General features: G+C 65.3%; 22 protein-coding genes. 12 read left to right on the forward strand and 10 right to left on the reverse strand.

The window, feature by feature from the left end; translation table 11 throughout:
- Positions 1-24: 24 nt before the first annotated feature.
- From treF to WKW79_RS20955, 3 genes are read right to left on the reverse strand one after another with little or no spacing between them, the layout of a single operon-like run.
- Positions 25-1,680 carry an alpha,alpha-trehalase TreF gene (gene treF, locus WKW79_RS20945; protein WP_340337311.1) on the reverse strand — a complete coding sequence of 552 codons (1,656 nt, stop codon included), beginning with the start codon at positions 1,678-1,680 and terminating at the stop codon, positions 25-27.
- Positions 1,677-2,912, reverse strand: a complete 1,236-nt coding sequence (locus tag WKW79_RS20950) for a CaiB/BaiF CoA transferase family protein (RefSeq protein WP_340337133.1) — start codon at positions 2,910-2,912, stop codon at positions 1,677-1,679. Before WKW79_RS20950 ends, treF begins: the two co-directional genes overlap by 4 nt.
- A gap of 10 nt (positions 2,913-2,922) precedes the next feature.
- Positions 2,923-4,122, reverse strand: a complete 1,200-nt coding sequence (locus WKW79_RS20955; RefSeq protein WP_340337134.1) for an acyl-CoA dehydrogenase — start codon at positions 4,120-4,122, stop codon at positions 2,923-2,925.
- 255 nt (positions 4,123-4,377) lie between these two features.
- Between WKW79_RS20955 and WKW79_RS20960 the strand changes: the two genes are divergently transcribed.
- The 5 genes from WKW79_RS20960 to WKW79_RS20980 all read left to right on the forward strand — a co-directional run bounded on the left by WKW79_RS20960 (position 4,378) and on the right by WKW79_RS20980 (position 8,333).
- A complete protein-coding gene (locus tag WKW79_RS20960; protein WP_340337135.1) occupies positions 4,378-4,950 on the forward strand; it encodes a helix-turn-helix domain-containing protein in 573 nt (190 codons plus the stop codon).
- Position 4,951: 1 nt separating this feature from the next.
- Positions 4,952-5,527: a VapC50 family PIN domain-containing toxin gene (locus WKW79_RS20965; protein ID WP_340337136.1), complete on the forward strand. Its 576-nt coding sequence runs from the start codon at positions 4,952-4,954 to the stop codon at positions 5,525-5,527.
- Complete coding sequence (locus WKW79_RS20970) at positions 5,527-6,423, forward strand: LysR substrate-binding domain-containing protein (RefSeq protein ID WP_340337137.1); 897 nt, start codon at positions 5,527-5,529, stop codon at positions 6,421-6,423. Before WKW79_RS20965 ends, WKW79_RS20970 begins: the two co-directional genes overlap by 1 nt.
- A 387-nt stretch (positions 6,424-6,810) precedes the next feature.
- Complete coding sequence (locus WKW79_RS20975) at positions 6,811-7,422, forward strand: tetratricopeptide repeat protein (protein ID WP_340337138.1); 612 nt, start codon at positions 6,811-6,813, stop codon at positions 7,420-7,422.
- Positions 7,423-7,484: 62 nt separating this feature from the next.
- On the forward strand, positions 7,485-8,333 hold the full coding sequence (locus WKW79_RS20980; protein WP_422823934.1) for a hypothetical protein: 849 nt from the start codon (positions 7,485-7,487) through the stop codon (positions 8,331-8,333).
- Positions 8,334-8,628: 295 nt separating this feature from the next.
- Here WKW79_RS20980 and WKW79_RS20985 read toward each other — a convergent pair whose 3' ends face one another.
- On the reverse strand, positions 8,629-10,431 hold the full coding sequence (locus tag WKW79_RS20985; RefSeq protein ID WP_340337139.1) for an NAD(P)/FAD-dependent oxidoreductase: 1,803 nt from the start codon (positions 10,429-10,431) through the stop codon (positions 8,629-8,631).
- A gap of 143 nt (positions 10,432-10,574) precedes the next feature.
- Positions 10,575-11,573, reverse strand: coding sequence for an ABC transporter substrate-binding protein (locus tag WKW79_RS20990; RefSeq protein WP_340337140.1), 999 nt, complete (start codon positions 11,571-11,573; stop codon positions 10,575-10,577).
- 145 nt (positions 11,574-11,718) lie between these two features.
- On the opposite strand from WKW79_RS20990, the gene WKW79_RS20995 reads away from it, so the two are divergent.
- Positions 11,719-12,504, forward strand: coding sequence for an enoyl-CoA hydratase (locus WKW79_RS20995; RefSeq protein WP_340337313.1), 786 nt, complete (start codon positions 11,719-11,721; stop codon positions 12,502-12,504).
- 167 nt (positions 12,505-12,671) lie between these two features.
- Here WKW79_RS20995 and WKW79_RS21000 read toward each other — a convergent pair whose 3' ends face one another.
- From WKW79_RS21000 to WKW79_RS21010, 3 genes are read right to left on the reverse strand one after another with little or no spacing between them, the layout of a single operon-like run.
- A complete protein-coding gene (locus tag WKW79_RS21000; protein ID WP_340337141.1) occupies positions 12,672-14,531 on the reverse strand; it encodes a S8/S53 family peptidase in 1,860 nt (619 codons plus the stop codon).
- Positions 14,532-14,543: 12 nt separating this feature from the next.
- Positions 14,544-15,677, reverse strand: coding sequence for a phosphatase PAP2 family protein (locus WKW79_RS21005; protein ID WP_340337142.1), 1,134 nt, complete (start codon positions 15,675-15,677; stop codon positions 14,544-14,546).
- A gap of 57 nt (positions 15,678-15,734) precedes the next feature.
- Positions 15,735-17,486, reverse strand: coding sequence for an adenylate/guanylate cyclase domain-containing protein (locus WKW79_RS21010; protein WP_340337143.1), 1,752 nt, complete (start codon positions 17,484-17,486; stop codon positions 15,735-15,737).
- Between the two features lie 197 nt (positions 17,487-17,683).
- Between WKW79_RS21010 and WKW79_RS21015 the strand changes: the two genes are divergently transcribed.
- Positions 17,684-19,087 (forward strand): selenium-binding protein SBP56-related protein, encoded by a 1,404-nt coding sequence (locus WKW79_RS21015; protein ID WP_340337144.1) that lies wholly within the window; start codon positions 17,684-17,686, stop codon positions 19,085-19,087.
- Positions 19,084-19,776, forward strand: a complete 693-nt coding sequence (locus WKW79_RS21020; protein WP_340337145.1) for a hypothetical protein — start codon at positions 19,084-19,086, stop codon at positions 19,774-19,776. The genes WKW79_RS21015 and WKW79_RS21020 overlap by 4 nt, the downstream gene beginning before the upstream one ends.
- A gap of 27 nt (positions 19,777-19,803) precedes the next feature.
- On the opposite strand, the gene WKW79_RS21025 is transcribed toward WKW79_RS21020, so the two are convergent.
- Complete coding sequence (locus tag WKW79_RS21025) at positions 19,804-20,208, reverse strand: cupin domain-containing protein (RefSeq protein ID WP_340337146.1); 405 nt, start codon at positions 20,206-20,208, stop codon at positions 19,804-19,806.
- 124 nt (positions 20,209-20,332) lie between these two features.
- Here WKW79_RS21025 and WKW79_RS21030 point away from each other — a divergent pair, with 124 nt between their 5' ends.
- Complete coding sequence (locus WKW79_RS21030; protein ID WP_340337147.1) at positions 20,333-21,226, forward strand: AraC family transcriptional regulator; 894 nt, start codon at positions 20,333-20,335, stop codon at positions 21,224-21,226.
- Here WKW79_RS21030 and WKW79_RS21035 read toward each other — a convergent pair whose 3' ends face one another.
- Entirely contained in the window at positions 21,227-21,790 is a 564-nt protein-coding gene (locus WKW79_RS21035) for a hypothetical protein (protein WP_340337148.1), read from the reverse strand.
- A gap of 178 nt (positions 21,791-21,968) precedes the next feature.
- Between WKW79_RS21035 and WKW79_RS21040 the strand changes: the two genes are divergently transcribed.
- The 3 genes from WKW79_RS21040 (at position 21,969) to WKW79_RS21050 (ending at position 26,319) form a co-directional block, all read left to right on the forward strand.
- Positions 21,969-22,625 (forward strand): ABC transporter ATP-binding protein, encoded by a 657-nt coding sequence (locus WKW79_RS21040; RefSeq protein WP_340337149.1) that lies wholly within the window; start codon positions 21,969-21,971, stop codon positions 22,623-22,625.
- 308 nt (positions 22,626-22,933) lie between these two features.
- Positions 22,934-25,768: a xanthine dehydrogenase family protein molybdopterin-binding subunit gene (locus tag WKW79_RS21045; RefSeq protein WP_340337150.1), complete on the forward strand. Its 2,835-nt coding sequence runs from the start codon at positions 22,934-22,936 to the stop codon at positions 25,766-25,768.
- Entirely contained in the window at positions 25,765-26,319 is a 555-nt protein-coding gene (locus tag WKW79_RS21050) for a (2Fe-2S)-binding protein (protein ID WP_340337151.1), read from the forward strand. The genes WKW79_RS21045 and WKW79_RS21050 overlap by 4 nt, the downstream gene beginning before the upstream one ends.

A 26,319-nucleotide genomic window follows, 5' to 3' on the forward strand; every position in this document is an offset into this window, starting at 1 on the left:
GAAGGCTCGATCGGAGTCTCTGGCCTATCGATGCATCGGCTCAGGCGCATGGGCCACGCACGCATGCGCCGTGTGCTGCGGGTGTGCATGCAGCAGCGCACGCGTGACGCCGTTGGTCCAGCCGAAGCCGTCCTGCAACGGATATTCCCCACCCCCGCCGCCGGTCGACACCTGGTGCTCGACCTGGCGCAGCGCGTATTTCTCCACCAGCTTGCCTTCGCGTTCGTAGACCGCCGCCACGGTGGCGAGCCAGCGGTGCGCAATGGTGCGCGCAATGTGATCATGACCGTAGGTGTGGAAGCCGGCCATCGCCATCCACTGCAACGAGGCCCATCCGTTGGGCTGGTCCCATTGCTGGTCGCTGGTGCATTCGGTGGTGGACAGGCCGCCGGGGGCGAGCAGGCGCTGTTCCACGGTGGCGGCGAGTGCGTTGGCGTGCGATTGATCTGCGAGCCCGGCGAACAGTGGTGCTACGCAGGCGGCGGTAAGGCAGCTGCGTCGCTGGCCGAGGCGCCAGTCGTGGTCGAAGAAGGCACCTTGTGATTCGTCCCACATCAACGCGATGACGGCGGCCTTTCTCTCGGCGGCGTGCTTCTTGAATTCATTCGCGGTGGCTTCGTGCCCCGCCTGCCCGGCGAGGTCGGCGATCGTCGTCTCCAGCTTGTAGAGGAAGGCGTTGAGGTCGACCGGCACGATGTCGGTGGTGCAGATGCTGACCAGCGAATCCTGCTCAGCCTGACCATCCTGCGCCTTGCGCGGCGCACCTTCCGCCAGCCAGCGCGTGCTGAAGTCCCAGCCCGACTCGGCTGCGGCGCGCAGGTGCCGGTACACCTCGCCCGGCTCGCGGCCCGACAGGCGCGCGGTGGTCACGTCCTCCAGCCAGGCTTCCTCGCGCGGCTGGTCGCGCTCGTCCCAGTAGCGGTTGAGCAGGCTGCCATCGGGCAGGCGCACGACGCGACGTTCCGCGCCCCCCGGCGCCAAGCCGTCGCTGCCGCGCATCCACCAGGCATGCTCCTGGCGAAGCTGCGGCAGGAAGTCGGTCGCGCTGCACTTGTCGACGCGCTCCGACAGTTCGACCATGAAGGCGAACAGCGGCGGCTGCGAGCGGCCGAGGTAGTAGGTGCGCGTGCCGTTCGGCACATGGCCGTAGGTGTCGATGAGGTGCGCGAAGTTGACGACCATGTCGTGCAGCAGGTCGGTGCGTCCGCTCGCGACCAGGCCGATCATCGTGAAGTACGAATCCCAGTAGTACATCTCGCCGAAGCGGCCGCCGGGCACGACGTAGTCATGCGGCACCTGCAGGGACGAGCCGGCGGGTGGATGCGCCAACGGCTGGCGCGTGAGCACCGGCCACAGGTCGTCGATATGCGCGCAGAGCGGCTGGCCGGGCACGGAGACGTAGTCGCTGCTCGGGGGCAACTGCACCTCGAAATGCCGCGCGACGAAGGCCTTGAGGTCGAAGCCATCGGCCTTGCATTGCGCGCGATAGGCCTGGAGGATTTCCTGCGGGTCCTGCAGCGGCGCACAGTCGACAAAAGTCTTGCTGTCGGCGAACACGCGGGCGCCCTGCACGGCGGTGAACAGCTCCTGGTAGCGGTCGGCCGGCGTCAGCGTGTCCGGGGCGGGGCAGGCCGAGGCGCGTGCCGCGGCATGTTGTCGGGAGTGAACCCGCTTGCTCAGACCACCCCCGCGGCGCGCAGGGCCGCGGCCTGCTGCGCGTCCACGCCGAGTTCCGCCAGCACCTCGAAGGTGTGCTGGCCCAGGGCCGGCGGTGCATGCCGCAGCACCGGCGGCGTGGCCGACAGGCGCAGCGGGCTCGCCACGCCGACGATCTCGTGGATGCCGTCGCCGGCATCGCGCGGCATCGTCACGGCGAGGCCGCGCGCCTTGACCTGCTCGTCCTCGAAGGCCTGGTCGATGTTGTTGATCGGGCCGCAGGGCACGGCCTTGTCTTCCAGCAGCGCGATCCAGTCCGCCGTGGTGCGCGTGCGCGTGACTGCTTCCATCTGCGCGATCAGCACCTCGCGATGTTTCACGCGCAGGGTGTTGGTGGCATAGCGCGGATCTGCCGCCCAGTCGGGATGGCCGGCCGCCTCGCAGAAGCGCGCGAACTGGCCGTTGTTGCCGATGGCCAGCAGCATCGCGCCGTCCTGCGTGTGGAAGTCCTGGTACGGCGCGAGGCTCGGATGGCTGTTGCCCTGGCGCTGCGGCGCGACGCCGGTGTTGAGGAAGGCGCTGGCCTGGTTGGCGAGGATGGCCATGCCGACGTCGAGCAGCGCCATGTCGATGTGCTGGCCTTCGCCGGTACGGTGGCGCACCTGAAGCGCGGCCAGGATCGCGCTGCTCGCATAGACGCCGGTGAACAGGTCGGTGAGCGCCACGCCCACGCGCAGCGGGCCGCCGCCGGGCGCGTCGTCGGGGCGGCCGGTGATGCTCATCATGCCGCTGGTCGCCTGGATCATCAGGTCGTAGCCGGCACGCGAGGCATGCGGGCCGTCATGGCCGAAGCCGGTCACGCTGCAATAGATGAGGCGCGGGTTGAGCGCCTTGAGGCTCTCGTAGTCGAGCCCGTAGGCCTTGAGCCCGCCGGTCTTGAAGTTCTCCACCACGATGTCGGCTTGCGCGGCCATCTGCTTCAAGAGCACCTGACCTTCCGGCGTCGCCATGTCGATGGTGACGGAGCGCTTGTTGCGGTTGCAGGAGGTGAAGTAGGTCGACTGGTGGGTGTCGTGCCCGCTCGAATCCTTGAGGAAGGGCGGGCCCCAGGTGCGCGTGTCGTCCCCGGTGCCGGGCCGCTCGATCTTGACCACGTCGGCGCCCAGGTCCGCGAGGATCTGCGTGCACCAGGGGCCCGCGAGCACACGGGAGAGGTCGAGGACCTTGATGCCGTCGAGGGCTGCCGGGGTGGTCATCCGATGGCGCTCAGTTCGAGAAGGCGGCGATCCCCGTGATCGCGCGGCCGAGGATCAGGGCGTGGATGTCGTGGGTGCCTTCGTAGGTGTTGACCACTTCGAGGTTCACCAGGTGGCGGGCCACGCCGAACTCGTCGCTGATGCCGTTGCCGCCCATCATGTCGCGCGCCATGCGGGCGATGTCGAGCGACTTGCCGCAGTTGTTGCGCTTGAGGATCGAGGTGATCTCGACCGAGGCAGTGCCCTCGTCCTTCATGCGTCCCAGGCGCAGGCTGCCTTGCAGGCCCAGCGTGATCTCGGTCTGCATGTCGGCCAGCTTCTTCTGGATGAGTTGGTTGGCAGCCAAGGGGCGGCCGAACTGCTTGCGGTCCAGCACGTACTGGCGGGCGCGGTGGAAGCAGTCCTCGGCTGCGCCGAGTGCGCCCCAGGAGATGCCGTAGCGTGCGCTGTTGAGGCAGGTGAAGGGGCCCTTCAGGCCTTGCACTTCGGGGAAGGCGTTTTCCTCGGGGCAGAACACGCCGTCCATGACGATCTCGCCGGTGATGCTGGCGCGCAGGCCGACCTTGCTGTGGATGGCCGGGGCGCTCAGGCCCTTCATGCCCTTCTCCAGCACGAAGCCGCGGATCGGGCCGACGGCGCCGCTCTCGCTGACTTCCTTGGCCCAGACCACGAACACGTCGGCGATCGGCGAATTGCTGATCCACATCTTGCTGCCCGACAGCGAATAGCCGCCCGGCACCTTTTTGGCGCGCGTCGCCATGCTGCCGGGGTCGGAGCCGTGATCGGGCTCGGTCAGGCCGAAGCAGCCGATCCATTCGCCGGTCGCGAGCTTGGGCAGGAACTTCTGCTTCTGCGCCTTGGTGCCGAATTCGTTGATCGGCACCATGACGAGCGAGCTCTGCACGCTGGCCATCGAGCGGTAGCCCGAGTCGACGCGCTCGACTTCGCGGGCGATCAGGCCGTAGCAGACGTAGTTGAGGCCGGGGCCGCCGTATTCCTCGGGAATGGTCGGGCCGAGCAGGCCAAGCGCGCCCATCTCACGAAAGATCGCCGGGTCGGTGATGCCCGAGCGGAAGCCCTCGACCACGCGCGGCAGCAGGCGCTCCTGGCAATAGGCATTGGCCGCGTCACGCACCATGCGCTCGTCGTCGGTGAGCTGCTGGTCGAGCAACAGGGGGTCGTCCCAGTGGAAGTGGGCTTTGGTGGCCATGGGGGTGTCTCCGAGAAAGGAAAGAAGGGGAAGCGGGAAGGGATTGGGGTGGATCGTAGCGGGGCGGCGGGTGGGGTGCAAACGAGTAATTCGCATCCAGATATGCAACGGAGGAATGTTTTGGCGCGATTGCACGTGCACTTTCATTGGTGGCTTGCTCGCTCCAGTCATACACTGCCGGCATACATTCGAGGGAAGATCCCGCCGCTTCGAGGCTTCCCATCCATCGATACCGCCACGCGACTCAAGACTTTGATGAAGTTTTCGTTTGCTTCGTTAGTTGCGTTTATTGCGTTTATGACTACCATGAGGACTAAACCCGAATCGCAGCAACGATTCGGCGCGCACCCGACGGAGATTCAAATGACGCAACAGATCCTGGAACCCGCAAGCAAGGACGAGGCTGAAATGGCCGCCGTCGCGACCACCTGCCTGATGGCCGCGCTGGACCACTCGCGCGCTGAGCATGTTCGCGTCAAGTTGCAAATCGATGATGGCCAAGGCGAGCCGCCGATCATCGAGCTCCCGCCTCGGGTGCTCCGGTTCCTGGCAGACGTCTTGAAGCAGATGGCCCGCCAGGAGCCGATGGTGCTCGTGCCACACAAGGCGGAACTGACCACGCAACAAGCGGCCGCATTCCTGAATGTGTCACGACCCTTCGTGATCAAGGAAATCGAGGCCAGGCGGCTTGACTGCCGCATGGTCAACCGCCATCGCCGCATCATGTTCGAGGAACTGGTGCGCTACCAGCAGGCGCAGAAGATCCGTTCCGCCGAAGCATTGCGCGCTGTTTCGCAGGCCAGCGACGAGATCGGCCAGGAACTTTGAGGTGGCGGGTTCGGCCTTCTACACCGCGGTCATCGACGCCAATGCGCTGTTCCCCCGCCTGCAATGCGATGTGCTTCTCAGCCTCGCTGATGCGGACCTCTACAGCGCCAAATGGTCCGCCACCATCATGGAAGAGTGGACCGCGGCGTTTGTGCGGCAGTACCCGGGCACCGAGGCTGCCGTGAAGCGAAAGGCCGACGCCATGTGCAGCGCCATTCCTGACTGCCTGGTGGAGGGCTATGAGCCGCTCATCGACGGGTTGAAGCTGCCCGACGCACGAGATCGCCATGTGCTGGCCGCCGCGATTGCCGGCCATGCCGACGCCATCGTGACGTGGAACGGCAAGCACTTCCCACCCGAGGCGCTGGCGCCGCATGGCATCGAGATCCAGACGCCGGACGAGTTCGTGACCAACCAGATCATGTTGAACAAGCTGCGCTCGGTCGCGGCGTTGCGCGCGATGCGTGAACGTTGGGCGCGCCCGGCACTGACGGGACAAAACCTGATCGACCTCCTCAACCAGCGCCACATGCCGCTGACTGCGGCCCATCTGCAGGACGCGGTCGACCTTCTCTGATGCGCCGCAAGATCCCGCCACTTCAAACCCTTGTCTGCTTTGACGCTGCAGCACGACATGAGAGCTACACGCGCGCCGCGCAGGAACTGTCGCTTACGCAGAGCGCGGTGTCGCGGCAGATCGCTACGCTGGAAGCCTTCCTGGGCGTCGCGCTGTTCCGCCGCACGCGCCACGGCGTCGCGCTCACCGCCAGCGGCGCGGCCTACGCGCGGCAGATCACCAAGCGGCTCGAAGCGATGGAGCGCGACACGCTGGACGCGATGTCGCACCAGGGCGAAGGCGGATCGATCTCGCTGGCGGCCGTGCCGACCTTCGCCACGCGCTGGCTGATCCCGCGCCTGCCCGGGTTCGCCGCGCTGTACCCCGACGTGACGGTGCACATCGAGACCCGTACCCGCCCCTTTCTGTTCGCCGATGCCGAGTTCGACGCGGCGCTCTATGCCGGCACGCCCGCGCAGGTCGCCAACTGGGCTGGTACGCGGGCGCAGTTGCTGCTGCATGAGGACGTGGTGCCCGTGTGCAGTCCGACGTTGTTGCCGCGAGGCAAGGCTGTGATGCCCGCCGCCATCGCCAAGCTGCCGCTACTGCAACAGAGCACTCGCCCGGACATTTGGCGCCAGTGGTTCGATGCGCAAGAAATCCAGGCACCCAATGCGCGCGGCGGACCGCGCTATGAACTGTTCTCGATGCTCGCGGCCGGTGCGGCGCACGGTCTTGGCGTGGCGTTGATGCCGACCATGCTGGTGGCCGACGAACTGGCCCGCAGCGATCTGGTCGTTGCCTGCGCGCGACCGCTCGCAGGGGAGCGCAATTACTACCTCGTGACAAGCGACCGGGCCGATCCGTCGCCACTGTTGAAGGTTTTCAGTGACTGGATGCTGGCGCTTTGCACATGAAGTGAATCGATTGCAATTTCGCGCCTCCGATCCGATCCGGCGGGGGCGTTCGAAACCGCCAGAACGTGCACAAGGGAAGCAACCAAAGCGCGCAGTATGCCGCGCGGGAATGGGGCGAGATCGCGGGGGAGTAGATCTCCGGGTGCCAGCGGGTCTTGTAATTCATTAGAATTAAATCGGCTCATCAGGGAGGGCAGGTACGTCACGCGCAAGGCAGGAGGAAGCCTGGAGCGCGACGAAGTGCGACTCCTCGTTGCGCTTCGTGGCTTGGTAGTCTCGCGCAACACATCGTTGCGGTGCTACCGGGTTCGTTCAAACGTCACTTCCGGGGTCGAGCGATTCGCCGTTCCGGAAAGTCCGACCTTTCCTGCTGGGCCGCTCCAACTCATGTTGAAAATCACTCTACGGCAGGCGAGCTTGCTTCTCGTCGTCGCGTTGGCAGGATGTGCCGGGGGCTCGCCGACGGCGCCCGATGCGCCATCGATGGTGCGCATATGCGATGCCACCGGATGCTCGGAGAGAGCGCGTAGCAGCGCCAGCTTTAACCCCTCTGCCGATGACGATCCCGAGCAGGAGCGGCGTATTGCAGCGCTGGAGCAATTGGCCGCTCGCGATCCACGTGCGGCTTACGACCTGAGCCTGCGCTACTTTCGCGGCGATGGCGTGCCTCAGAACACCTATCAGTCACTGCGATGGATGCGTAAGGCGGCCGAAGCGGGGCAGGTCGTTTCCCAACTCGCATTGGGACGCTTCTACCTGATGGGCGTCGAAGAAATGGGGTCGGATCCAGCCGAAGCCGAAAAGTGGCTACTGATGGCGGCGGCGCAAGGCAACAAGGAAGCATCAGCGCTTGCCAAGGAGGCCAGCGCCGCGAAGCTGAAAAATCAAGAGGAATATCGGCTCTGGGTTTCCTATCGCCGCTCCGCGTGGTACGGATATTGGGGCTACGGCTATCCGTACTACGGGAGTTGGGGACCGCGCGGCTGGTATTTCCGATGACACAGGCTGATTCTTAGCCTTCGAAAAAATGCATTCATCACAATCAAAAAAGGGAGGACTCTATGCAATCTTTTTCTGCATTTGCGCGTCGCGCTTCTTGGTTGGCCAGTGTGCTTGCACTGGCCGGTTGCGCTGGAGGGGGGATGGGAGGAGGCATGGTCAGCACCGGTGGCAGTCCCACAGCGGTCACGGGCGGTGCGGCCGGCAGCACCAGTGCAGGTGCCAATTCGAGTCTGGTTAGGTGCGACGAGCCACTGGGCACGCTGGCGGTCGATGACGGCCGGGGCAAGGACTGGTACGCCAGTTTCGGCGCTGCTACGCAGATCACCTCCATCGAGCCCCTGCTGCGGGTGGCTGTGCAGCAGTCAAACTGCTTCGTGATTACGTCCATTGGCAACAACCGGCTTGACAGCAAGCTCAGCGGCATCACTGACAAGCAGCGCAATTCCGGCGAATACCGGGCCGGCTCAAACCAGCAAAAAGGCCAACGCGTTGCGGCGGATTATTTCCTGGAGCCCTCCATCGTGATCGACAACGACTCCACCGGGAAAATGGTCGGGTCGTTGGGCGGCCTTCTTCCCGGCAATTTCGGCACCGTCGCGCGTGCCGCTGGTTCGATGGAGACCAAGGTGTCCGTCGTGACGCTGGCTCTGCACGACGTCCGTTCTTCCGTGCAGATCGCAAGTGCGGAAGGCAATGCCTCGGCCAATAGTTTCGGCGCCGCCATGGGGGCTTTTGGGGGTACTGCCGGGGGCTCACTGGGCGGCTTCTCGCGCACGCCTGCGGGCAAGGCCACGGTCGCCGCGTTCATGGACGCTTACAACAACATGGTGGTATCTCTTCGCAACTACAAGGCACAGGACGTCAAGGGTGGTCTAGGTCGAGGTGGACGGTTGAAAGTCGGTCAATAGGCGCGTAGCCCGAGCTGCGTCGACACGAGACCGCAAAAGCAAAACGCCCCGGCTCGCGCCTCGGGGCGTTTTGACTTGCAGGCCAGTGCATCCGATTGCGGAATCTGTACGCCCGCAAAGGGATCTCACGGCCGGCGCTTCAACAGGCGGCGGAAACACCTCCAGAGCAACTTCGGGAGCGCGATCTTGGTAGTCACCTACGCCTTGGCATCCTTATGGAACGCTTGTGGCGCTTTCTGTGAGGTCGGCCCGTCGGTAAGTACCGCAGCGGATGTACTTCTCGATGAGAAGACCTTCACCGCCGGTGATACGTCGCCGCCCTCTCATAAACCGGCGTAGCAATCCCCTCCATCCGCGCCTTCAACTGCAGCGCCAGGAACTGCGAGTAATGCCGCGACTGATGCAGGTTCCCCCCATGGATCCACAGGTTCTCGACCTGCGTCGGCTTCCACATGTTGCGCAGTTCCCCCTCCCACGGCCCCGGATCCTTGGTCGTGTCGGAGCCCAGGCCCCAGCACTTGCCGACCTTGTCCGCCACCTCGGGTGACACCAGGTCCGCGAGCCAGCCGTTCATCGAGCCATAGCCGGTCGCGTAGACCAGCAGGTCGCAGGGCAGTTCGGTGCCGTCGGTCAGCGTCACCGAGTGTTCGTTCACGCGCGCGATGTTCACGCCGCTCTTCAGCTTGATGCTGCCGTTGGCCACCAGCTCCGACGCGCCCACGTCGATGTAGTAGCCCGAGCCGCGCCGCAGGTACTTCATGAAAAGCCCCGAGCCGTCGTCGCCGAAGTCGAGCATGAAGCCGGCCTTCTCCAGCCGCGAATACAAATCGGCGTCGCGCTTCTTCATCTCGTCGTACACCGGAATCTGGAAGCCCGCCATGATCTTGTAGGGCACCGACGCGAAGATCAGGTCGGCCTTGTGGTGGTCGATGCCGTTCTTCACCGCCTGCTCGGAGTACAGGCCGCCGAGCGCGAGTTCCATCAGCGAATCCGAGGGCGCGATGTGCGTGGACGAGCGCTGGATCATGGTCACGTCGGCGCCGTTCTCCCACAGCGCGGCGCAGATGTCGTGGGCCGAATTGTTGGAGCCGAGCACCACGCACTTCTTGCCCTTGTAGGCCTCCGGGCCGGGGTGCGCGCTGGAGTGGTGCTGGTCACCCTTGAAGTTCTCGGCGCCCTCGATCTTCGGCACGTTCGGATAGCCCGACACGCCGAGTGCGAACACCAGTTGCTTCGGCCGCAGCACGACCTCCTTGCCGTCGCGCTCGACGGTCACTTCCCATTCCTTCTTCGCCTCGTCGAAGCGCGCCTTCTTGGCCGTGGTCCCACCCCAGTAGTTGAGCTCCATGACCTTGGTGTACATCTCCAGCCAGTCGCCGATCTTGTCCTTGGGCGAGAACACGGGCCAGTCGTCCGGGAAGGGCAGGTACGGCAGGTGGTCGTACCAGACCGGGTCGTGCAGGCACAGCGACTTGTAGCGCTTGCGCCAGGAGTCGCCGGGCTTGGCATTGCGCTCGACGATGATGGTCGGCACGCCAAGGCGGCGCAACCGCGCGCCGAGAACGATGCCGCCCTGCCCGCCGCCGATGATCACGACTTCGGGCTGCGTGGTGTAGCCCAGCGATTCCGCTTCTTCCTTGCGCTTTTCGAGCCAAGTCTTGCGGCCTGGCTGCTGGCCGTGTTCCGCGCCCTTGATCCGTTCGCTGCCCGTCTTTTCCTCGTGGCCCTTGAGTTGCGTCATGGTGGTGAGCAGCGTCCAGGCCTTGCCGTCGCGCAGGCGCAGGTGGCCGCGTCCGCGCGCCAGGCGGGTCTCGAAGGTGAACCATGCGTCGACGATCCCGTCGGCCTCGGTCGCCTCGCCTTCGATGGCGAAGTTCGATGGCGCCACGTCGGCCAAGCGCGCCTTGAGCATCGCGCGAATGGCCTCGGCGCCTTCCTGCGTGCGGATGTTCCAGGTGAAGGACACCAGGTCGCGCCAGTAGCTGTCGGTTTCGAAGAGGGCGACGGCGGCGTCGATGTCGCCTTTGGCAAGTGCGGCGCCGAAGTCGGCGAGCCATGTGGTCGCGGCCTGGGTCGGGTCAACGGTCACTTCGGTCATTGAGCATGTCTCCGTTTTGCGTTGAAAGTCGGCCGGACATGATCGGCCTGCAGAGGCGCGGTTGGGTCCGTGTTAACCCGGAAGTCGTTCGACCGTTGGTCGGCAAATGACGGAGCCGCCGTCCAAGCGAAGCTCGCACAGCGCTACTCAATCAACCGATCCGCCCGCACCAGCAGCGATTGCGCAATGGCAAGGTTCATCGCCTTCGCCGTCCTCATGTTGATGACCATCTCGAACCGGGTCGGCTGCTCGACCGGAATGTCGCCCGGCCGGGCGCCGCGCAGGATCTTGTCGATGAAGGTCGCCGCGCGCCGGTAGTTGTCGACGGAACTGGGCGAGTACGACATCAGTCCGCCGGCCTCGACGTTCTCGGTGTTGCCGAAGATCGCCGGCAGCCGTTCTGCCAGCGCAAGCTCGGCGAGCCGCGCGCGCTGCGTGAAGAACAGGCCGCCCAGTGCAACGACCAGGGCCTCCACCCTGTCGCGCCTGAAGACCGAAAAGACCGCTTCCAATTCAGCCAGCGTGCCCGCCTCGACCACCTGCAACGCGAGCCCTCGCGTGCTTGCCGCCTGTCGAGCGTTGTCGATCATCGAGGGGTTCATCCCGCCCACCGCGTTCACCAGCAATGCGATTCGCTTCGCGCCGGGCGTCGCCTCCAGCAGGATCTCGAGGTTTTTGGCGATCAGTTGGGGACTGAGGCGGCTCAGGCCCGTCACATTGCCGCCGGGGTGCGCCAACGTGGTGACCAGGCCAAGCGCTACCGGGTCGCTCACGTTGATCATGACGATCGGCACCTTTCCGGCCACTCGTCGCGCGGCCAGTGCGGCCGGGTCGATCGAGACCGTGAGCACATCAACCTTCCGCGCGACCAGCTCACGTGCGTTGGCGAGCAACGCGCTGTCGTCGGTCATCCGGCTGCCCGCATTGGTCCAGCGGTACTCGACGAGCATGTTGCGTCCTTCCTGGTAGCCCAGCGCGGCCAGTCCCTCCTGGAATGCCTTGAGCAGGTGCGGCGCCGTGTCCGCCGACGGCCCCAGGTAGCCGATCCGCGACAACCTGCCGGGCGGCTGCGCCCACGCGGCAAATGGCCCCATTGCCGGGGCGAATGCGGAGACCAGCAGCGCAGCTTCACGGCGATTCATCCGACCTCCTCTTCGATCGATGGAAGCGACAAGGCAGCAGCGGCTCGATCATGACATTCGCGGGCACGACCGTGCACTACCTGTTGCGCCGCATGGGCCGGGGTGTAGGCTTGCAGGCGCACCACCGTCCACAGAGGAGTCCATGATGCTTGCCGCCTTGCCCGTTTCCGAACCCCTGCTGCAGCGCGAAGACCAGGGCGGCGTTGCAACGCTGCGGCTGAACCGGCCGCGCCAGTTCAACGCGCTGTCGGAGGCCATGCTCGACGCCTTGGAACGCGAGATCGACGAACTTGCCGCCGACACCCGCGTGCGCTGCGTCGTCCTCGCGGCCGCCGGCAAGGCCTTCTGCGCGGGCCACGATCTGCGCGAAATGCGCGGTCGGCCGGAACTGGCGTACTACCAGGCCTTGTTCGCGAGGTGCAGCAAGGTCATGCAGGCCATCCAGTCCCTGCCCGTCCCTGTGATCGCGCGCGTGCAGGGCATCGCCACGGCCGCAGGCTGCCAGCTCGTCGCGAGCTGCGACCTGGCCATCGCCGCCGAAAGCGCACGCTTCGCCGTCTCCGGCATCAACGTCGGCCTGTTCTGCGCCACGCCGTCGGTCGCGTTGTCGCGCAACGTCTCGACCAAACACGCCTTCGACATGTTGTTCACCGGCCGCTTCCTCGATGCGGCCACCGCGGCCGACTGGGGCCTCATCAACGAGGCCGTGCCAGAAGACCAACTCGACGCTGCCGTCACGCGCAAGGCCGAAGAAATCCTGTCTAAAAGCCCCGCCGCGGTGCGCTACGGCAAGTCGATGTTCTACCGCCAGCGGCAGCTGCCGCTCGACGCCGCGTACGAACTGGCCGGCGACGTGATGGCCCGCAACATGATGGAGGAGGATGCCATCGACGGCATCGACGCCTTCCTGTCAAAACGCATCTGGAAATAGCGCCGTCGGCGCGCACTGTCAGGTCGTTCTTTTGCAGGAGCCAGACATGCTCCGAGTCCCTGCGAACCAACCCGACCGTCCATCCATCGCCACGCCTGGCGATGGAGGCCGAGCCAGAGCGTATCGCCTGCACGGCTCTCGCCCGACGCCTCGCGCCCCGATGCACATCAGGTCGGGGGCACCAACTTCGGGTCAGGTGGCATGCAGCCCTTCCCGACCCGCTCCACCCGGTAGGGGACCGGCTTGGTCGGCACTGGCAGCGGGGGCTTGGGAGGCAGGCTGTTCACGATCATTCGCCCCAGTTGAGGCGCGGCAGTACTCGTTCCCACCAGCACCACCTTGGTACCCGTCCTGACGCCAGAGGCACGGATGCCTGGCCTGGCTTCGGACCAATCTGTCACGCACGCGTAGTCCGGCTTGACCCACGCCGTAGGCCGGGGCGGCCCGGCGGACGAATAGGTCGCACTTGCCAGGGGCTTGTCGACATAGCCGGCAGCGACATGCGTGTGCTCGCCTGTCGCCAATCCGTTCAGCGTGCCGACTCGGCGGACACAGGAGGCGGCCACATCGTCATGGCGATGACCCGGCGAGCAAAAGCGCCCTGCCTCCAGACCGACGTCGCAAAGGTAGCTTGCCTTTGCGCGGCGACGGGCACCCATGTTGTGATCCGCGCGCGCAACGTAAACGTGAACAGCGCCAACCGGGCCGGCTGGCGCTGCAGGAATCTTCAGCTTCCAGCGCCCGTGCTGACCCGTACGTTCCTTCGCCGCGCCGCTGGTGGGATGAACGACAAACAACACCTTGGCGTACTGCCCTACGGTCTTGAGCTTGGCCCACCAGCTCTTGTCGGGCGCCGGATTCACGCCCTGGAGGACATCGAACACCACACCGGATGGCGATGTGATGCTGAGGTGAGCATCGCTCACCGCTGCGCCCACCGGCCACCACAATTCGATGAAAGCAGGGATTTCTCCGTCAGGCGGAACATGCCAATCGACCTCTCCCCCGCTGACGATGTCGATGCAGGCGTGCGACTGGGTGGCAAAGGAGTTGCCAGCAGGCAGGCTGACAACGAGTGTTCGCGAATGGAGCGCGCGTTGCTCGACGACGAGCATGTCGATCGCCGTTTCGAGGATCGACGAACCGTCGTGCGGCCCGGTTTGCGGGCCCCAGCTGATGTTGGCAACGATCGTCTTGGTCTTCGGGCCTGCGCACTCGAGGACGTAGTGCAAGCCGTCCAGCGCATACCGCTTGAGCCAGAGGCCCGATGGATCATCGATGCCTGCCTGCGGAAACTGCACGTAGGCGATCTCCCACGATTCCTCGCCGGCCAGCAGGTCCATCACGTGCGTTCCGTGGGAGACGGCTCGGCGCAAGCCGACCAAGCGGGTCGCACGATAGGCTTCTTCCTGGGTCTTGACGGTCGACGGGTAAATGCTTTCGAGGTCATCCCTCGCATATTGCCCGCCGTAGTCGAAGTCCGCGGCAGGCGACGGCCCGTTGACGCCCCACACGCGATAGCCACCCGAGGCGGGATCCTGGTTCCACAACCAGATGACCCGGGTTCCGTCGCTGTTGCGAAATCGCGCGTTCGCGAAGGCACAGCCATCGTCGAGCACCGCAGCAAGGGTATCGCCAGAAGCCTGGAGCCGTGGGGAGCCAACGACACCGATCGCACCTGGCGCCACCGGGGCAGCGAGTTCAATCCTTTGAGCAAAGGACTCGACTCGCCGCACGAATTCGTCGAGCCGCTCCAGTGAAACGGTGATCGCCCAGATCTCTTGAATCTTCCAGCGGGGTCCTTCCTCGCCCTCAGAGCGGCCTCCCCTGTAGACGGCGGGAACGTGGATGCGCATTGAATCCGCGACTGCGACTGCTTCTCCCGCAGCGCCTTTGCTCTTCCACTGGATCAACAGCCCGACACTGTTCCTGTCGTGAAAAACGAAGGCGTAGTCGGTGTCCTTGCCCCAATCCATGTAGAGATCGCAGTTGGCAGGGAAGGATGTAGAAACGGCTGGATCGGGCACGGAAGCACCTCCTCAGGGCAAATCCCATTCCGCTTGTGCAAGCTCCGTGAGCCTGATCAGGTACGGTGATGGGTGGACAATATTGACAGCAGCAAGCTCATCGCCTCCATGGGGAAGGGGCGTTGTCCGCTCGCCCAGGTAGTCGTTGCGAACATCATTGCCTCCATCTTCCGGCTTGAATGTCCTCTCCTTGCACACGACGCCCTGAACATCGCACATGCACAAGAAGAACTCACCGAGGGTCAGTCCAAGCACCTCCCCGGCGGCAGCATCGATCGGGAAATGCACGCCCGCAATGACCCGATTGACGCTGATGCGGCGCGCTTGCCTGTTCAACTGCACAGCCGCCGGGTGCCCCGCCAATATCCGCAGCAAACCCTGGAGCGCAACGATCGTGGCAAAGGCCTGCGCCGCATGACCCATGGGATAAGTCCCATGCCCCGGTGTCGTGATGATCGGCTGAACCTGGGGCGAGAACTCCACCGGCCGGTAGCACGCGAAGACGTGCTTGAACATCAGCTCGACCTCGATCGTGAACTGCACCGCGACCATCAACCATTCCATCGTCCACTTCTTGCGCATGACATTGAGACCCGTCACGGCTCCGATGAACGCGAACTGGTTATCGATTTGCGTCAGCACCTCCGCAGCGCGTTCATCCCTCAGCTCGGCCCAGCTTTGCACTCTTTCCAATTGGGCAGCAAAGAAGTCCTGGGACGGGCGCGTCAAGGTCACCAAAAGGTTTGCGGAGGCCGGCGGGGTGATGTGCGATGCATCGCGGTAGAAGACCTTGTAGGCATCCGTCGTCGCGTCAGTTTCATAGGCGATATGCCGCGTAAGTTCAGTGACTGCGACCGTCGACCGCACCCACGGATCCCAGCGCCGGAGAGCATCAGCCTTGTTCAACCCGAGCGGTTGAGTGTCGGGCGGAACACTTTTGAGAAACCCCTGGTGCGCGCCAGTCTGCATGGTTCCGTCACGGCTCGACCACAGCGCGCTGACCATCAATGGATTGGCCCATCCATCCGCGAGCGAACCGGATCCGCCAGAGCCGCCAGAGCCCCCCGACCCGCCCGAGCCCCCGGAACCACCCGAGCCACCCGAGCCACCCGAACCTCCGAGCATGGATCCGCCAAGACTTCCCATGTTGCTCTCCTGGTTGTGGGCGCCGGATCGCCTTTCAAGCGCCCGATGCCGCAAGCACTACGGAACCCCTGCGGCTCGCATCGCCTTGGCGATCCGCTGCCCGAAGGGATAGAGCGCGGCGACGGAGTTCGCTTCGTACCCCGCCACCGTGTAGGCTGGCCGCAGTCGCCGGACCTCCTCGCCCAAGGCGCGAGACTGCGCCATTTCGCCGAGTTCCGCATACGCCGCAATGAGGATGCGCAATGTCGACAAATGTTGTCGGTTTCTTCGCCGTGAGGCTTCGCACCAGCGGATTGCCTCGGGCAGGTTGCCCGCACCGAACTCGCAGGAGCCCATCAAGGACTCGTAGTAGTAGCGCAGCGGGTCCATCGGAGACAGCGAGAGCGCTCGATGACCCGCCGCGAGTGCCGCCGGGGAATTGCCCTGGAACGCATGCATGACGGCCAGGAACAGCCAGGCAAAGCCTTCATTCGGGTTGACCAGGCACGCTTCACTCAACCTTGACTCCGCCGTCACCAGGTCCTTCTTGAGATGACCGTAGACGAAGCCCTCGATCGCCAGCGCAAGCCCGCTCGCGGGCTCGAGGTCGAGGGCCTTGTGCGTGTGCTGCAGCGCGAGCGCCGCCGATTCGGCAAGGTCGTTGGTCGCGCCCTGGATGGCACGCAGCACATACCACTTGCCGAGCCAGGCGTGGGGCGTTGCCACCCGGTGATGGCGCTGGGTGAGCGATTCCAGCAGGCGTCGGCTCAGCTCGAAGTCGTCCGCATTCGCCCGATGCATCATCGAGACCCCGCCCAGGAAAAGCTCGTAGCTGTTGAGCGCCGGGAGTGGCCGGGTGCCGGCCTTGGACACCGTGGTCTCCAGCAGCTTGCGATGGACGGCATCGGCCAACTGGTGCGTCACCTCGCTTTCCAGCGAGAGCAACCCGCGCCATTCCGACCGCACCCGGTCCGACCACAGGATGTGGCCGGTCGCTGCGTCCGCCAGTTCCGCCGCGATCGTCACGTCCGCGCCCACGACCGCGTAGGTTCCCGACACCACGTAGCGCACATCGAGCCGATTGGCGATTTCCGCCAGCGATGAAGAACGCGCCTTGAAGTTGGCGCTGGACAGCCGCGACACCACTCGCAGGCTTTGCGATGGCGAGAGGGCGCCGATGATGCCATCCGCCAGCAGGTCACCCACGCCCCAGAACTCCTCCGAGGCGAGCATGTTGGAAAAAGGGATGACGGCGACCGAGGCGTGAAGTGGCGTTTCGTAGCTTCGCTCCCTCGGCAGGCTCCATGCATGTCGCGCCGGACCGAGCCGAAACGCGCGAACCGGCCGCTCGACGTGCTTCAAATGGCAATCACCCAGGTCCTCGACGTCCGCATCCAGCGTGTCGCTCAACAGATCTCTGAGTTGCGCGGTTGCGATGGTCTCGCCGGACTCTCCGAGAGACGCGACACGCGCGGCAAGATTGACGCCGATGCCGTAGATGTCCGTCGTCCCATCGAAGATTCGGGTCGCATGGATACCAGCGCGCAAGCCCAGGCGCTCGCCATTCTTCAGAGGCTCGCATTCATTGGCCATCCATTCGTGCATTGCATTGGCCGCAAGCACGGCCCCATGCGCGGTGCCGAACTCCGCCATCAACCCGTCGCCCAGGTTCTTCACCAAGCGGCCGCCGCGCTCAGGCAGGACCTTTTGGTTGACATAGTTCGTGAAGAGATACCAGCGCTGGATGACGCCACCCTCGTCCGCCTCCATCACACGGACCGACTCCACCAGGTCGATCACGAGAACGATCGCGTGACGGGTCGGTAGCACGAACCCGTCGTTTGCAAGCGAAGTGTCTGGATCTGGCAAGGCGCAACCTCTTCGACCGCGAGCGGCACATGGTGGCATGCACTGTTCATGCCACGCAAGCCACGACTTCATTCTGATCGAATTGCCCAGTCTGTGGGCCACGACAAAATGCGCCGTGCGGCGCATACTGTCGGGCCGTTCTTTTGCAGGAGCCAGACATGCTCGAGTCTCTGCGAACCGACCCGACCTTCCATCCCTCGCCGCGCCTGGCGATGGAGGCCGAGCCCGAGCGCATCGCCTACACCGCACTGCTCTCGCCCGACGCCTCGCGCCCCGATGCACTCGCGGTCGTGGACGTGGACCCGGCCTCTCCCACCTACGGCACCGTGCTGCACCGGCTCGACATGCCGAACAAGGGCGACGAGTTCCACCACTTCGGCTGGAACGCGTGCAGCTCGGCGCTGTCGCCCATGTCCGGCCATGCCTTTCTGAAGCGGCGCTACCTGGTCATCCCGGGCATCCGCTCGTCGCGCATCTACATCGTCGACACGCACCCCGACCCGGCCAAGCCGACGATCGCGAAGGTGATCGAACCGGACGAGGTCACGCGCAAGACCGGCTACTCGCGCCCGCACACCACGCACTGCGGCCCCGAGGGCCTCTACATCAGCACGCTGGGTGGCGCGGGCGACGGCACGCAGGGGCCGCCGGGCATCTTCCTGATGGACTGCAAGAGCTTCGAGGTCATGGGCAAGTGGGAGATCGACCGCGGTCCGCAGAAGCTGCACTACGACTTCTGGTGGAACCTGCCGCGCGACTATATGGTGTCCAGCGAATGGGGCCTGCCGCCGCAGTTCGAGAACGGCATCGTGGCGGAGGACTTGCTCAGCAACAAGTACGGCCACCAGCTTCACTTCTGGGAGCTGAGCGCGCGCAAGCACTCGCAGACCATCGACCTTGGCGCCAACCACCAGATGGCCTTGGAGATCCGCCCTGCGCACGATCCTTCGCGGGAGTACGGCTTCGTCGGCGTGGTCGTCGACACCACCAACCTCGAGGCCTCGATCTGGACCTGGTGGCGCGAAGGCGGCAAGTTCCATGCGAAGAAGACGGCGACCATTCCGCCGGAGCCTGCCGATGCTTCGTTGCTGCCGGACCTGCTCAAGGGCTTCGGCGCGGTGCCGCCGCTGGTCAGCGACATCGACCTGTCGCTGGACGATCGCTTCCTCTACGTCGCCTGCTGGGGCACCGGCGAACTGCGGCAATACGACGTGACCGACCCGATGAACCCGAAGCTCGCGGGCAGCGTGCGCATCGGCGGCATCGCCAAGCACACGCCGCATCCGAATGGCTCGGCCTTCGGCGGCGGCCCGCAGATGACCGAGATCAGCCGCGACGGCAAGCGCGTGTACTTCACCAACTCGCTCTACAGCAAGTGGGATGCGCAGTTCTATCCCGCTGGCGTGCCGGGGCGGATGGTGATGTGCAATGTAGGCGCGAATGGCGGCATCGATCTGGACAAGAAGTTCGTGGTGGACTTTGGGGCGGAGTACGGGTCGCACCAGATTCGCTTGCAAGGGGGCGACTGCTCCACGGACTCGTTCTGTTATTCGTCGGCGTGAGCGATCTGGCGGCGTCATGGCCGCTGTGGGCCGGCGTGGTGGCGATCGGCATCTACCACGGCCTCAACCCCGCGATGGGCTGGCCGCTGGCCGTGGCGCGCGGGCTGGACCAGAAGCGCGGCGCGGCGGTGTTCGGCAGCTGGATGCCGCTGGGCGCCGGCCACCTCCTCGCGATGGCAATGGTCCTCGTGCCCTTCGCGGTGCTGGCCTGGCTGCTGCAATGGAGCCGCGAGATCCGCATCGTCGTCGGCGTGGGGGTGCTGCTGTTCGGCATCGCGCAACTGCTGCTGCCGCAACGCCATCGGCGCCTCGCGCGCATCCGGCCGACGCAACTCGCACTCTGGTCCTTCCTCATGGCCACGGCGCACGGCGCTGCGCTGATGCTGCTGCCGATCCTCATGGGCTTGTGCGACTCACCGCCTGCCACGGCTTCGACGACGATCTTCAATCACGAAGGCGTGATGGACCTCATGCGGACCAGCCTGGGCACCGCCGTCGTCGTGTCACTGGTGCACACGGCCGCGATGATCAGCTCGGGGCTCGCCGCCGCATGGATCGTCTACCGTTACCTCGGCCTGCGCGCCCTGCGCACCGCATGGCTCAACCTGGAGAAGGTGTGGGCGCTTGGCCTGATCGCATCGGGCGGCGCAGCGGTCATGACGGCGATGACGGTCACGTCGTCGATGTGAACGTCTTCTGGGTTCAGCCGTCCGCGTTCAAGAACCTGCCAATGGATAAGGCCTCACCTTGTCCTGCTCCGCCGGATCATTGCGCGACACCACTGCACGCGCCGCTTCCGTCGCGCTGAGGTTGATGGCCACATGCGGCACGCCGGGCGGGATGAACAGGAAGTCGCCCGGCTCGCTGATCACCGACTGCTCGAGGCCCTCGCCGTACAGCGTCTGCACGCGCCCTTGCAGCACGTAGATCGCGGTTTCATGGCCTTCATGGAAATGCGGCTGCGAGCGTGCGCCCGGCGGAATCACCACCAGATGCATCGACAGGCCGCAGGCACCCGCGCTGTGCCCGGAGATGCCGACGAAATAAGGCAGGCCTTGCGCGGTGGCCACTTCGCTGTTCGGGCGAATGGCGGTCACCGAGGCTGTGGAGATGGACGACATGGCGCTCCTTCCCGGCAAAGGATGAACGCGCAAATATTGCCAGATCGAGGCCGGGAATGCGCGCCGTCGTGGTCGCACTCTCCGGTGTGACCGCGCTCCTCATAATCCCCGTCAAGAGGGACACATGACGACACGCGACAGCCGATCCGAATACGAGTGGCGCATGCACAAGGTGCTGGCGCACATCGATGCGCACCTCGACCAGCCACTGGAACTGGCGGAGCTCGCCGACGTGGCCCACTTCTCGACCTTCCACTTCCATCGCCTTTTCGCGGCCTGGATGGACGAGACGCTGGGCGACTACGTGCGCCGCCGCCGCGTCGAGGTGGCCGCGCTGCGCTTGCAGACACAGCCGCGCCTGTCGGTGCTGGAGGCGGCGTTGTCGGTGGGCTTCGGTTCGGGCGAGGCGTTCTCGCGCGCGTTCCGCTCGCGCTTCGGCAGTTCGCCCAGCGCCTGGCGTGCAAATCGCAATCCGGATCAGGACGGCCTGCCAGACCTCCCGAAGAATGGGCCTTCTCCGCGCATCGCGCCTTACGCCAGGGAACCCATGAACGTCCAGATCATCAGCCGCCCGCCCACACTCATTGCCTACCTGCGCTACACCGGCCCCTTTGGCGCGCCGGTCGGCGCGTTCTGGCAGGAACAGGTGGCGCCATGGATCGGCGCCCACAAGCTGTGGCACCGCGCGCGCTACGGCATCAGCTACGACGACCCGAGCATCACGCCGCCCGAGCAATGCCGCTATGACGCCTGCGTGGAGGTCGACGAGGACTTCACGCCGACCGGCGGCTTCCAGAAGACGACACTGCCCGGTGGCCGCTATGCCGCGTTGGCGTACCGCGGCACGCCCGACGGGATCCTCCCGGCATGGAACGCGCTTTTGCGCGACTGGCTGCCGGCCAGCGGCTTCCAGTTCGACCACCGGCCCGCCTTCGAGTACTACCCGGTGGCCAATGCCTACGACGCAGCGACGGGCGCATTCGAATGCCAGATCTGCATCCCGATCGCGCCCCTTTAGTCAGCGCCCTGGCCGCAGGTCCCGCAACGCGATCGCCAGGCAGCCACCGAAGAACAACGCGCCCAGGGCGCCGTTCCACTTCTCGGTGCTGCTGTGCCCCTCCAGCACCATCCACAGGCCGCCCAGCACGAACACGAGGCTCGCGACGGCCAGCGTGGTCATGAGGATGCGCTGCGCCAGGGTGACGGGCCGCGGCGGCGGCGCATAGTGCTGCGCCGGGCCGGTAAAGCCGAGCCGCTGTGGCAGCAGGTCGAGCGCTTCATCCGCCTCGCCCGGCGACAGGCGGAACATGCGCTTCACCGCGTCGATGCGCAACTGACGCCAATGACCCTCGCTGTCCGTCACCGGCACCGCCGCGATGCCATGGCCGGGAAATACGACTGGCTCGCTCGTCACGCCGCGGTTGGGCAACTGCACCAGCACTTCCTCGCCCGGCAGCGCGACCACGCGCACGGTGTCCCAGGGGCCGCCGCGGTCGTCGTCGTAATGCCGGTGCTCCACGCGCAGCATGCCGTCGGGCGACAGCACGATGATCGGGGTGTCTGGCGATGAACTGGCGGACATCGGTCGCTCAGCGTCGTTGGTGCACTACCTTCATGGCCGCAGATTAGCGACGCCGGCGCGCACGCGCGATCCTCCGCGTGGCCTATGCCATGCGCGGTGCCTTGCGATCCTGCGCCGGAACCGGGCTGACACAATCTCCCGCAACCACACTGTGCACCTTTCCGACTGTCCAAGCTCCATGACCGCGCCCCACAACGCCATCCTGCAGCTGCAAGACCTGGGCTTCGCGTACCCGTCGCAGCCTCCGCTCGCAACGCGCTGGACTGCATCGATCGGCGCCGGCGTCACGCTCCTCCACGGCGACACGGGCAGCGGCAAGACGACCTTGCTGCGCATCCTGGCCGGCAGGCAAGCGGCCACGGGGCGCTTGTCCATCGAGGGTGTGCGCCTCGACGCCGCACCCGAGGCCTATCGCCGCAAAGTGTTCTTCGTCGAGCCGGACACCGACGCGTTCGACAAGCAGAAATCGGGTCGCGAATGCACCACGGCCTTGTGCGCCGACGATGCGCACTTCGACGCCGTCCGCTGGCAATCGCTGGTCGAGGGATTCGCCCTCGCGCCACACATCGACAAGCCGATGTACATGCTCTCCACCGGCTCCAGGCGCAAGGTCTGGCTGGCCGCCGCGCTGGCGGCGGGCCGCCCCGTGACCTTGCTGGACGAGCCCACCGGTGCGCTCGATGCCGCATCGATCCGCTGCCTCTGGCGCACGCTGGCCGAACTGTCGCGCGATGCCACGCGCTCCTTCGTCATTGCCAGTGGCGAGCGAATCACCGGCCTGCCGCTGGCCACCACCATCGATTTGCCGTTGCAAGCCGGCGCGCAAAGCACGTAGCTGCATTCGCGCAGCCGCCGCGCTGAAATTCGGCCAATGCAACTATTTGTCAATTCCATGGAGGCCATCCGAATTCCTGGATGCTTTCGATTGAATGCTCAGGTATAGGCAAAGATGGTTGACATTTGCAATTAATTCAAGACGTTGCGCCGTGTCACCACCTGAACGCAATCTGTCATTTTTTCTTTGCTTCTTTCTGGCACAGACATGACACTCGGCATGCTGCAAATGGGACACGATTCCATTTGAGGCAACACGATGAATAAGTCCGATGTCTTATCGAATGGCACGGAAATAAGGAGGTGACGATGAATCAACGCACTGGCGTGTCCAGGCGAAATTTGCTGAAGATGGGTGCCGCGGGCGGCCTCGGCGTCTGGGTGGCGCCGCTCTTCAGCCCCGCGTACGCAGCGCTGTTCGAAAGCAAATTGCTCACGCCGATTGCTTTCAACAGCGCGGACGGATCGGTCAAGTTCCGCGTCGACGGAACGGCCAAGGTCACGGGCGACAAGGTGTTCGCCTACGACATCCGATCCCGCGACCTGCCGCACTGGCCGCAGACCCAATCGCACGCATTGCTGCTGCGCGCCACCTTCGCGGATCGCGCATTCACAGGCATCGACATCTCGGCGCTCGGCGACGACCTCAAGCCGGACCGCGTCGTCACCGCCGAGGACCTCGAACGCGACAAGGTCGCCTTCCCGGCCTTCTACGGCGAGGACATGCTGCTGCCCACGGGCAAGACGCCCGCCTACCTGGGCCATGCGGTCGCGCTGCTGATCTACAACGACTTCGTGCGCTTCCGCTACGCCAAGACCAAGTTGCGCTCCCTCGACAACAACAGCGTGGTCAAGGGCGGCCCCGTCACCGGTCCGCTGGAGCGCGAGCCCTGGGCCGGCTTCCGCTACGTCCGCGTCGGCGGCGCGACGGCCTACGACGACGACAGCTTCTCCACACTGAAGGACACGGTGCTGTTCCCGTCCTTCAAGAAGCGCCAGGCCAACTGGCCCGAGGCGCTGATGGGCGGCAAGATCGGCGAACAGGGCATGGCACATGCCAAGGCCATCGCCGACGAACTCGAGAAGCCCGGCGAAGACCTGCTCGTGGTGAGCCGCGAATACTTCTCCCAATCCATCGACACCGCCGCGCTGGAACCCGACAACGCCAACTGCTGGTACGACCCCGACAAGCAGGAGCTGCACATGGTCGTGCCCACGCAGGGCCCGGTCGAAGTGGTCGAGTCGATGACGCAGATGCTGGCGAAGGCTGGCTTCCCGGTGAAGAACCTGTTCCTGCACCCGTGCTACACGGTGGGCTACGGCTCCAAGGACCACTACAACTTCCCGTACTACGGCGCGATGGCCGCGTTCTATTCGCCGGGCAAGCCGGTGCGGCTGGCCAACGACCGCTTCGAGCAGTTCCAGACCTCGCTCAAGCGCCACAGCATCCGCATGCAATACAAGATGGCGGTCGAGAAGAAGAGCGGCATGATCCGCTCCTTCAAGGGCGACTTCCAGCTCGATGGCGGCGGGCGCATGAACTTCACGCCTTCGGTCACGCTGGTGGCGGCCACCTCGGCGCAGAGCGTCTACTACCTGCCCAAGAGCGACTTCACCGCCGTCGGCCTGGCCACGCGCGCCATCGACTGCGGCTCGGCGCGCGGCTACGGCACGCTTCAGTCCATGGGCGCGACCGAGATGCTGGTCGACGAGGTGGCCGAGAAGCTGGGCCTGGACCCGGTCGAGTTCCGGCTGCGCAACGTGCTCAAGTCCGGCATGAAGAACAGCCAGGGCGCGATTCCCGGCGGGGCCATCCGTGCCGACGAGTGCATGCAAAAGCTGCAGAAGAACCCGCTGTGGACCAATCGCGCCAAGCGCAAGACCGAGTACGAGGCGGCCAACCCGGGCAAGCGCTACGGCGTGGGCTTCGGCTGCGTGCAGAAGGACTTCGGCACCGGCGCCGAGTCCTGCTTCGTCAAGCTCGAGATCACGCCGGAAGGCCGCGTCGTGATGCGCCACAGCGGCGCCGAGATGGGCACCGGCATGCAGACCTCCCAGGCGGTGGTGGTGTCGCGCTGGTTCGGCCGCGCGGCCGATGAGATCGAGACCTCGGTCACCGAATGGTCCGACTTGCCGATGGTCACGAGCGGCGACCCGTACCTGTCGAGCCAGGCCGACCAGGACAAGGCCGTGTCCAACCCGGCCTGGACGCCCAACTATTGCTCGCCCTCGAGCGCCAGCAACTCGGCCTACTACTTCTCGCACGGCACGCGCGAGACGGCGCGGGTGATCTTCGAGCACGGCCTGTGGCCGGCGGCCATGTCGATCTGGAGCGCGGGCATCGGCGGTGGGCAGGCGGCGCCGCACGTCGTGCGCATCGACGACGCGCGCTGGGTCAACGGCAGCCTCACCTGTGCCGGCATGGAGCCGCTGACGCTCGCGCGCCTGGCGCGGCGGGCGCATGAACTGGGTGTCGTGACCGGCGCGATCGGCCACACCTTCAACCGCTGGCAGTGGGCCGAGGCCGACTTCGAGGTCGACGGACAGAACATGCGCCGTCCGCTCGACGGCCTGTCCGTGCGCTACGGCGACAACGCACCCGAGGCCAAGCGCAAGACCGGCGCGACGACCGGCGGCTATCACTTCATCACGCGCAAGAAGCTGTTCTATCCGCCGATCCAGCGCAACAACGCCGGCGTGACCTACTACGCCGCGATCGCGACGATCGCCGAGCTCTCGGTCGACCGGGCCACGGGCAAGGTCGAGTTGATGAACCACCAGTCGGTGCTCGAATGCGGCAATCAGATCGTGAAGGAGCTCGTCTCCGGCCAGATCCAGGGCGGCATCGCGATGGGCATCGGGCATGCGTTGCACGAGTACCTGCCGCTGTACGAGGACGGCCCCGGCAACGGCACTTGGAACTTCAACCGCTACACGCTGCCGCGCGCGGCCGACGTCGCGGTGTGGAGCCAGCGTGCGGAGGTCCTGCCGGCGCTGTCGGACACGGATCCGCCCAAGGGCATGGGCGAAGTGACGATGATTCCCATCGTCCCGGCCATCGTCAACGCCGTGGCGCATGCCACCGGCCATCGTTTCACGGAACTGCCGATCACGGCGGAAAAAATCAGGGGGGTGCTGCAATGAGCACGATGCCGGCGGTCAAACCGCTCAAGCTCACGATCAACGGCAAGGACGTCGGCCCGACGGACGTGCCCGATGGTCTGATGATGATCGACTACCTGCACGAGTACGCGGGCCTGACCGGTTCGCGCCTGGGCTGCGGTATCGGCGAATGCCGGGCCTGCGTGGTCATCGTCGACAAGCCGGGCGGCGCCAGCGAGGAGGTGCGCACCTGCATCACCGGCGCGCACTTCTTCGCCGACAAGAAGGTGCGCACGGTCGAAGGCCATGCGCAGCGCAACGACAAGGGCGAAGTGGTCATGCTCTCGCCGATCCAGCAGAAGTTCCTGGAGCACTACAGCTTCCAGTGCGGCTACTGCACGCCGGGCTTCGTCAATGGCGCGACCGTGCTGGTCGAGCGGCTCAAGCGGCAGCCGATCGCCAAGAGCAAGGTCGAGGCGGAGATCACGAAGTCGCTCAACACGCACCTGTGCCGTTGCACGGGCTACGTTCGCTACTACGAGGCGGTCAAGGACGTGATCCTGTCGACGCCCGGCCTGACCACGGAGGGTTGA

The sequence above is a fragment of the Variovorax robiniae genome, assembly GCF_037889955.1.
GTDB classification, from domain to species: Bacteria; Pseudomonadota; Gammaproteobacteria; order Burkholderiales; family Burkholderiaceae_C; genus Variovorax; species Variovorax robiniae.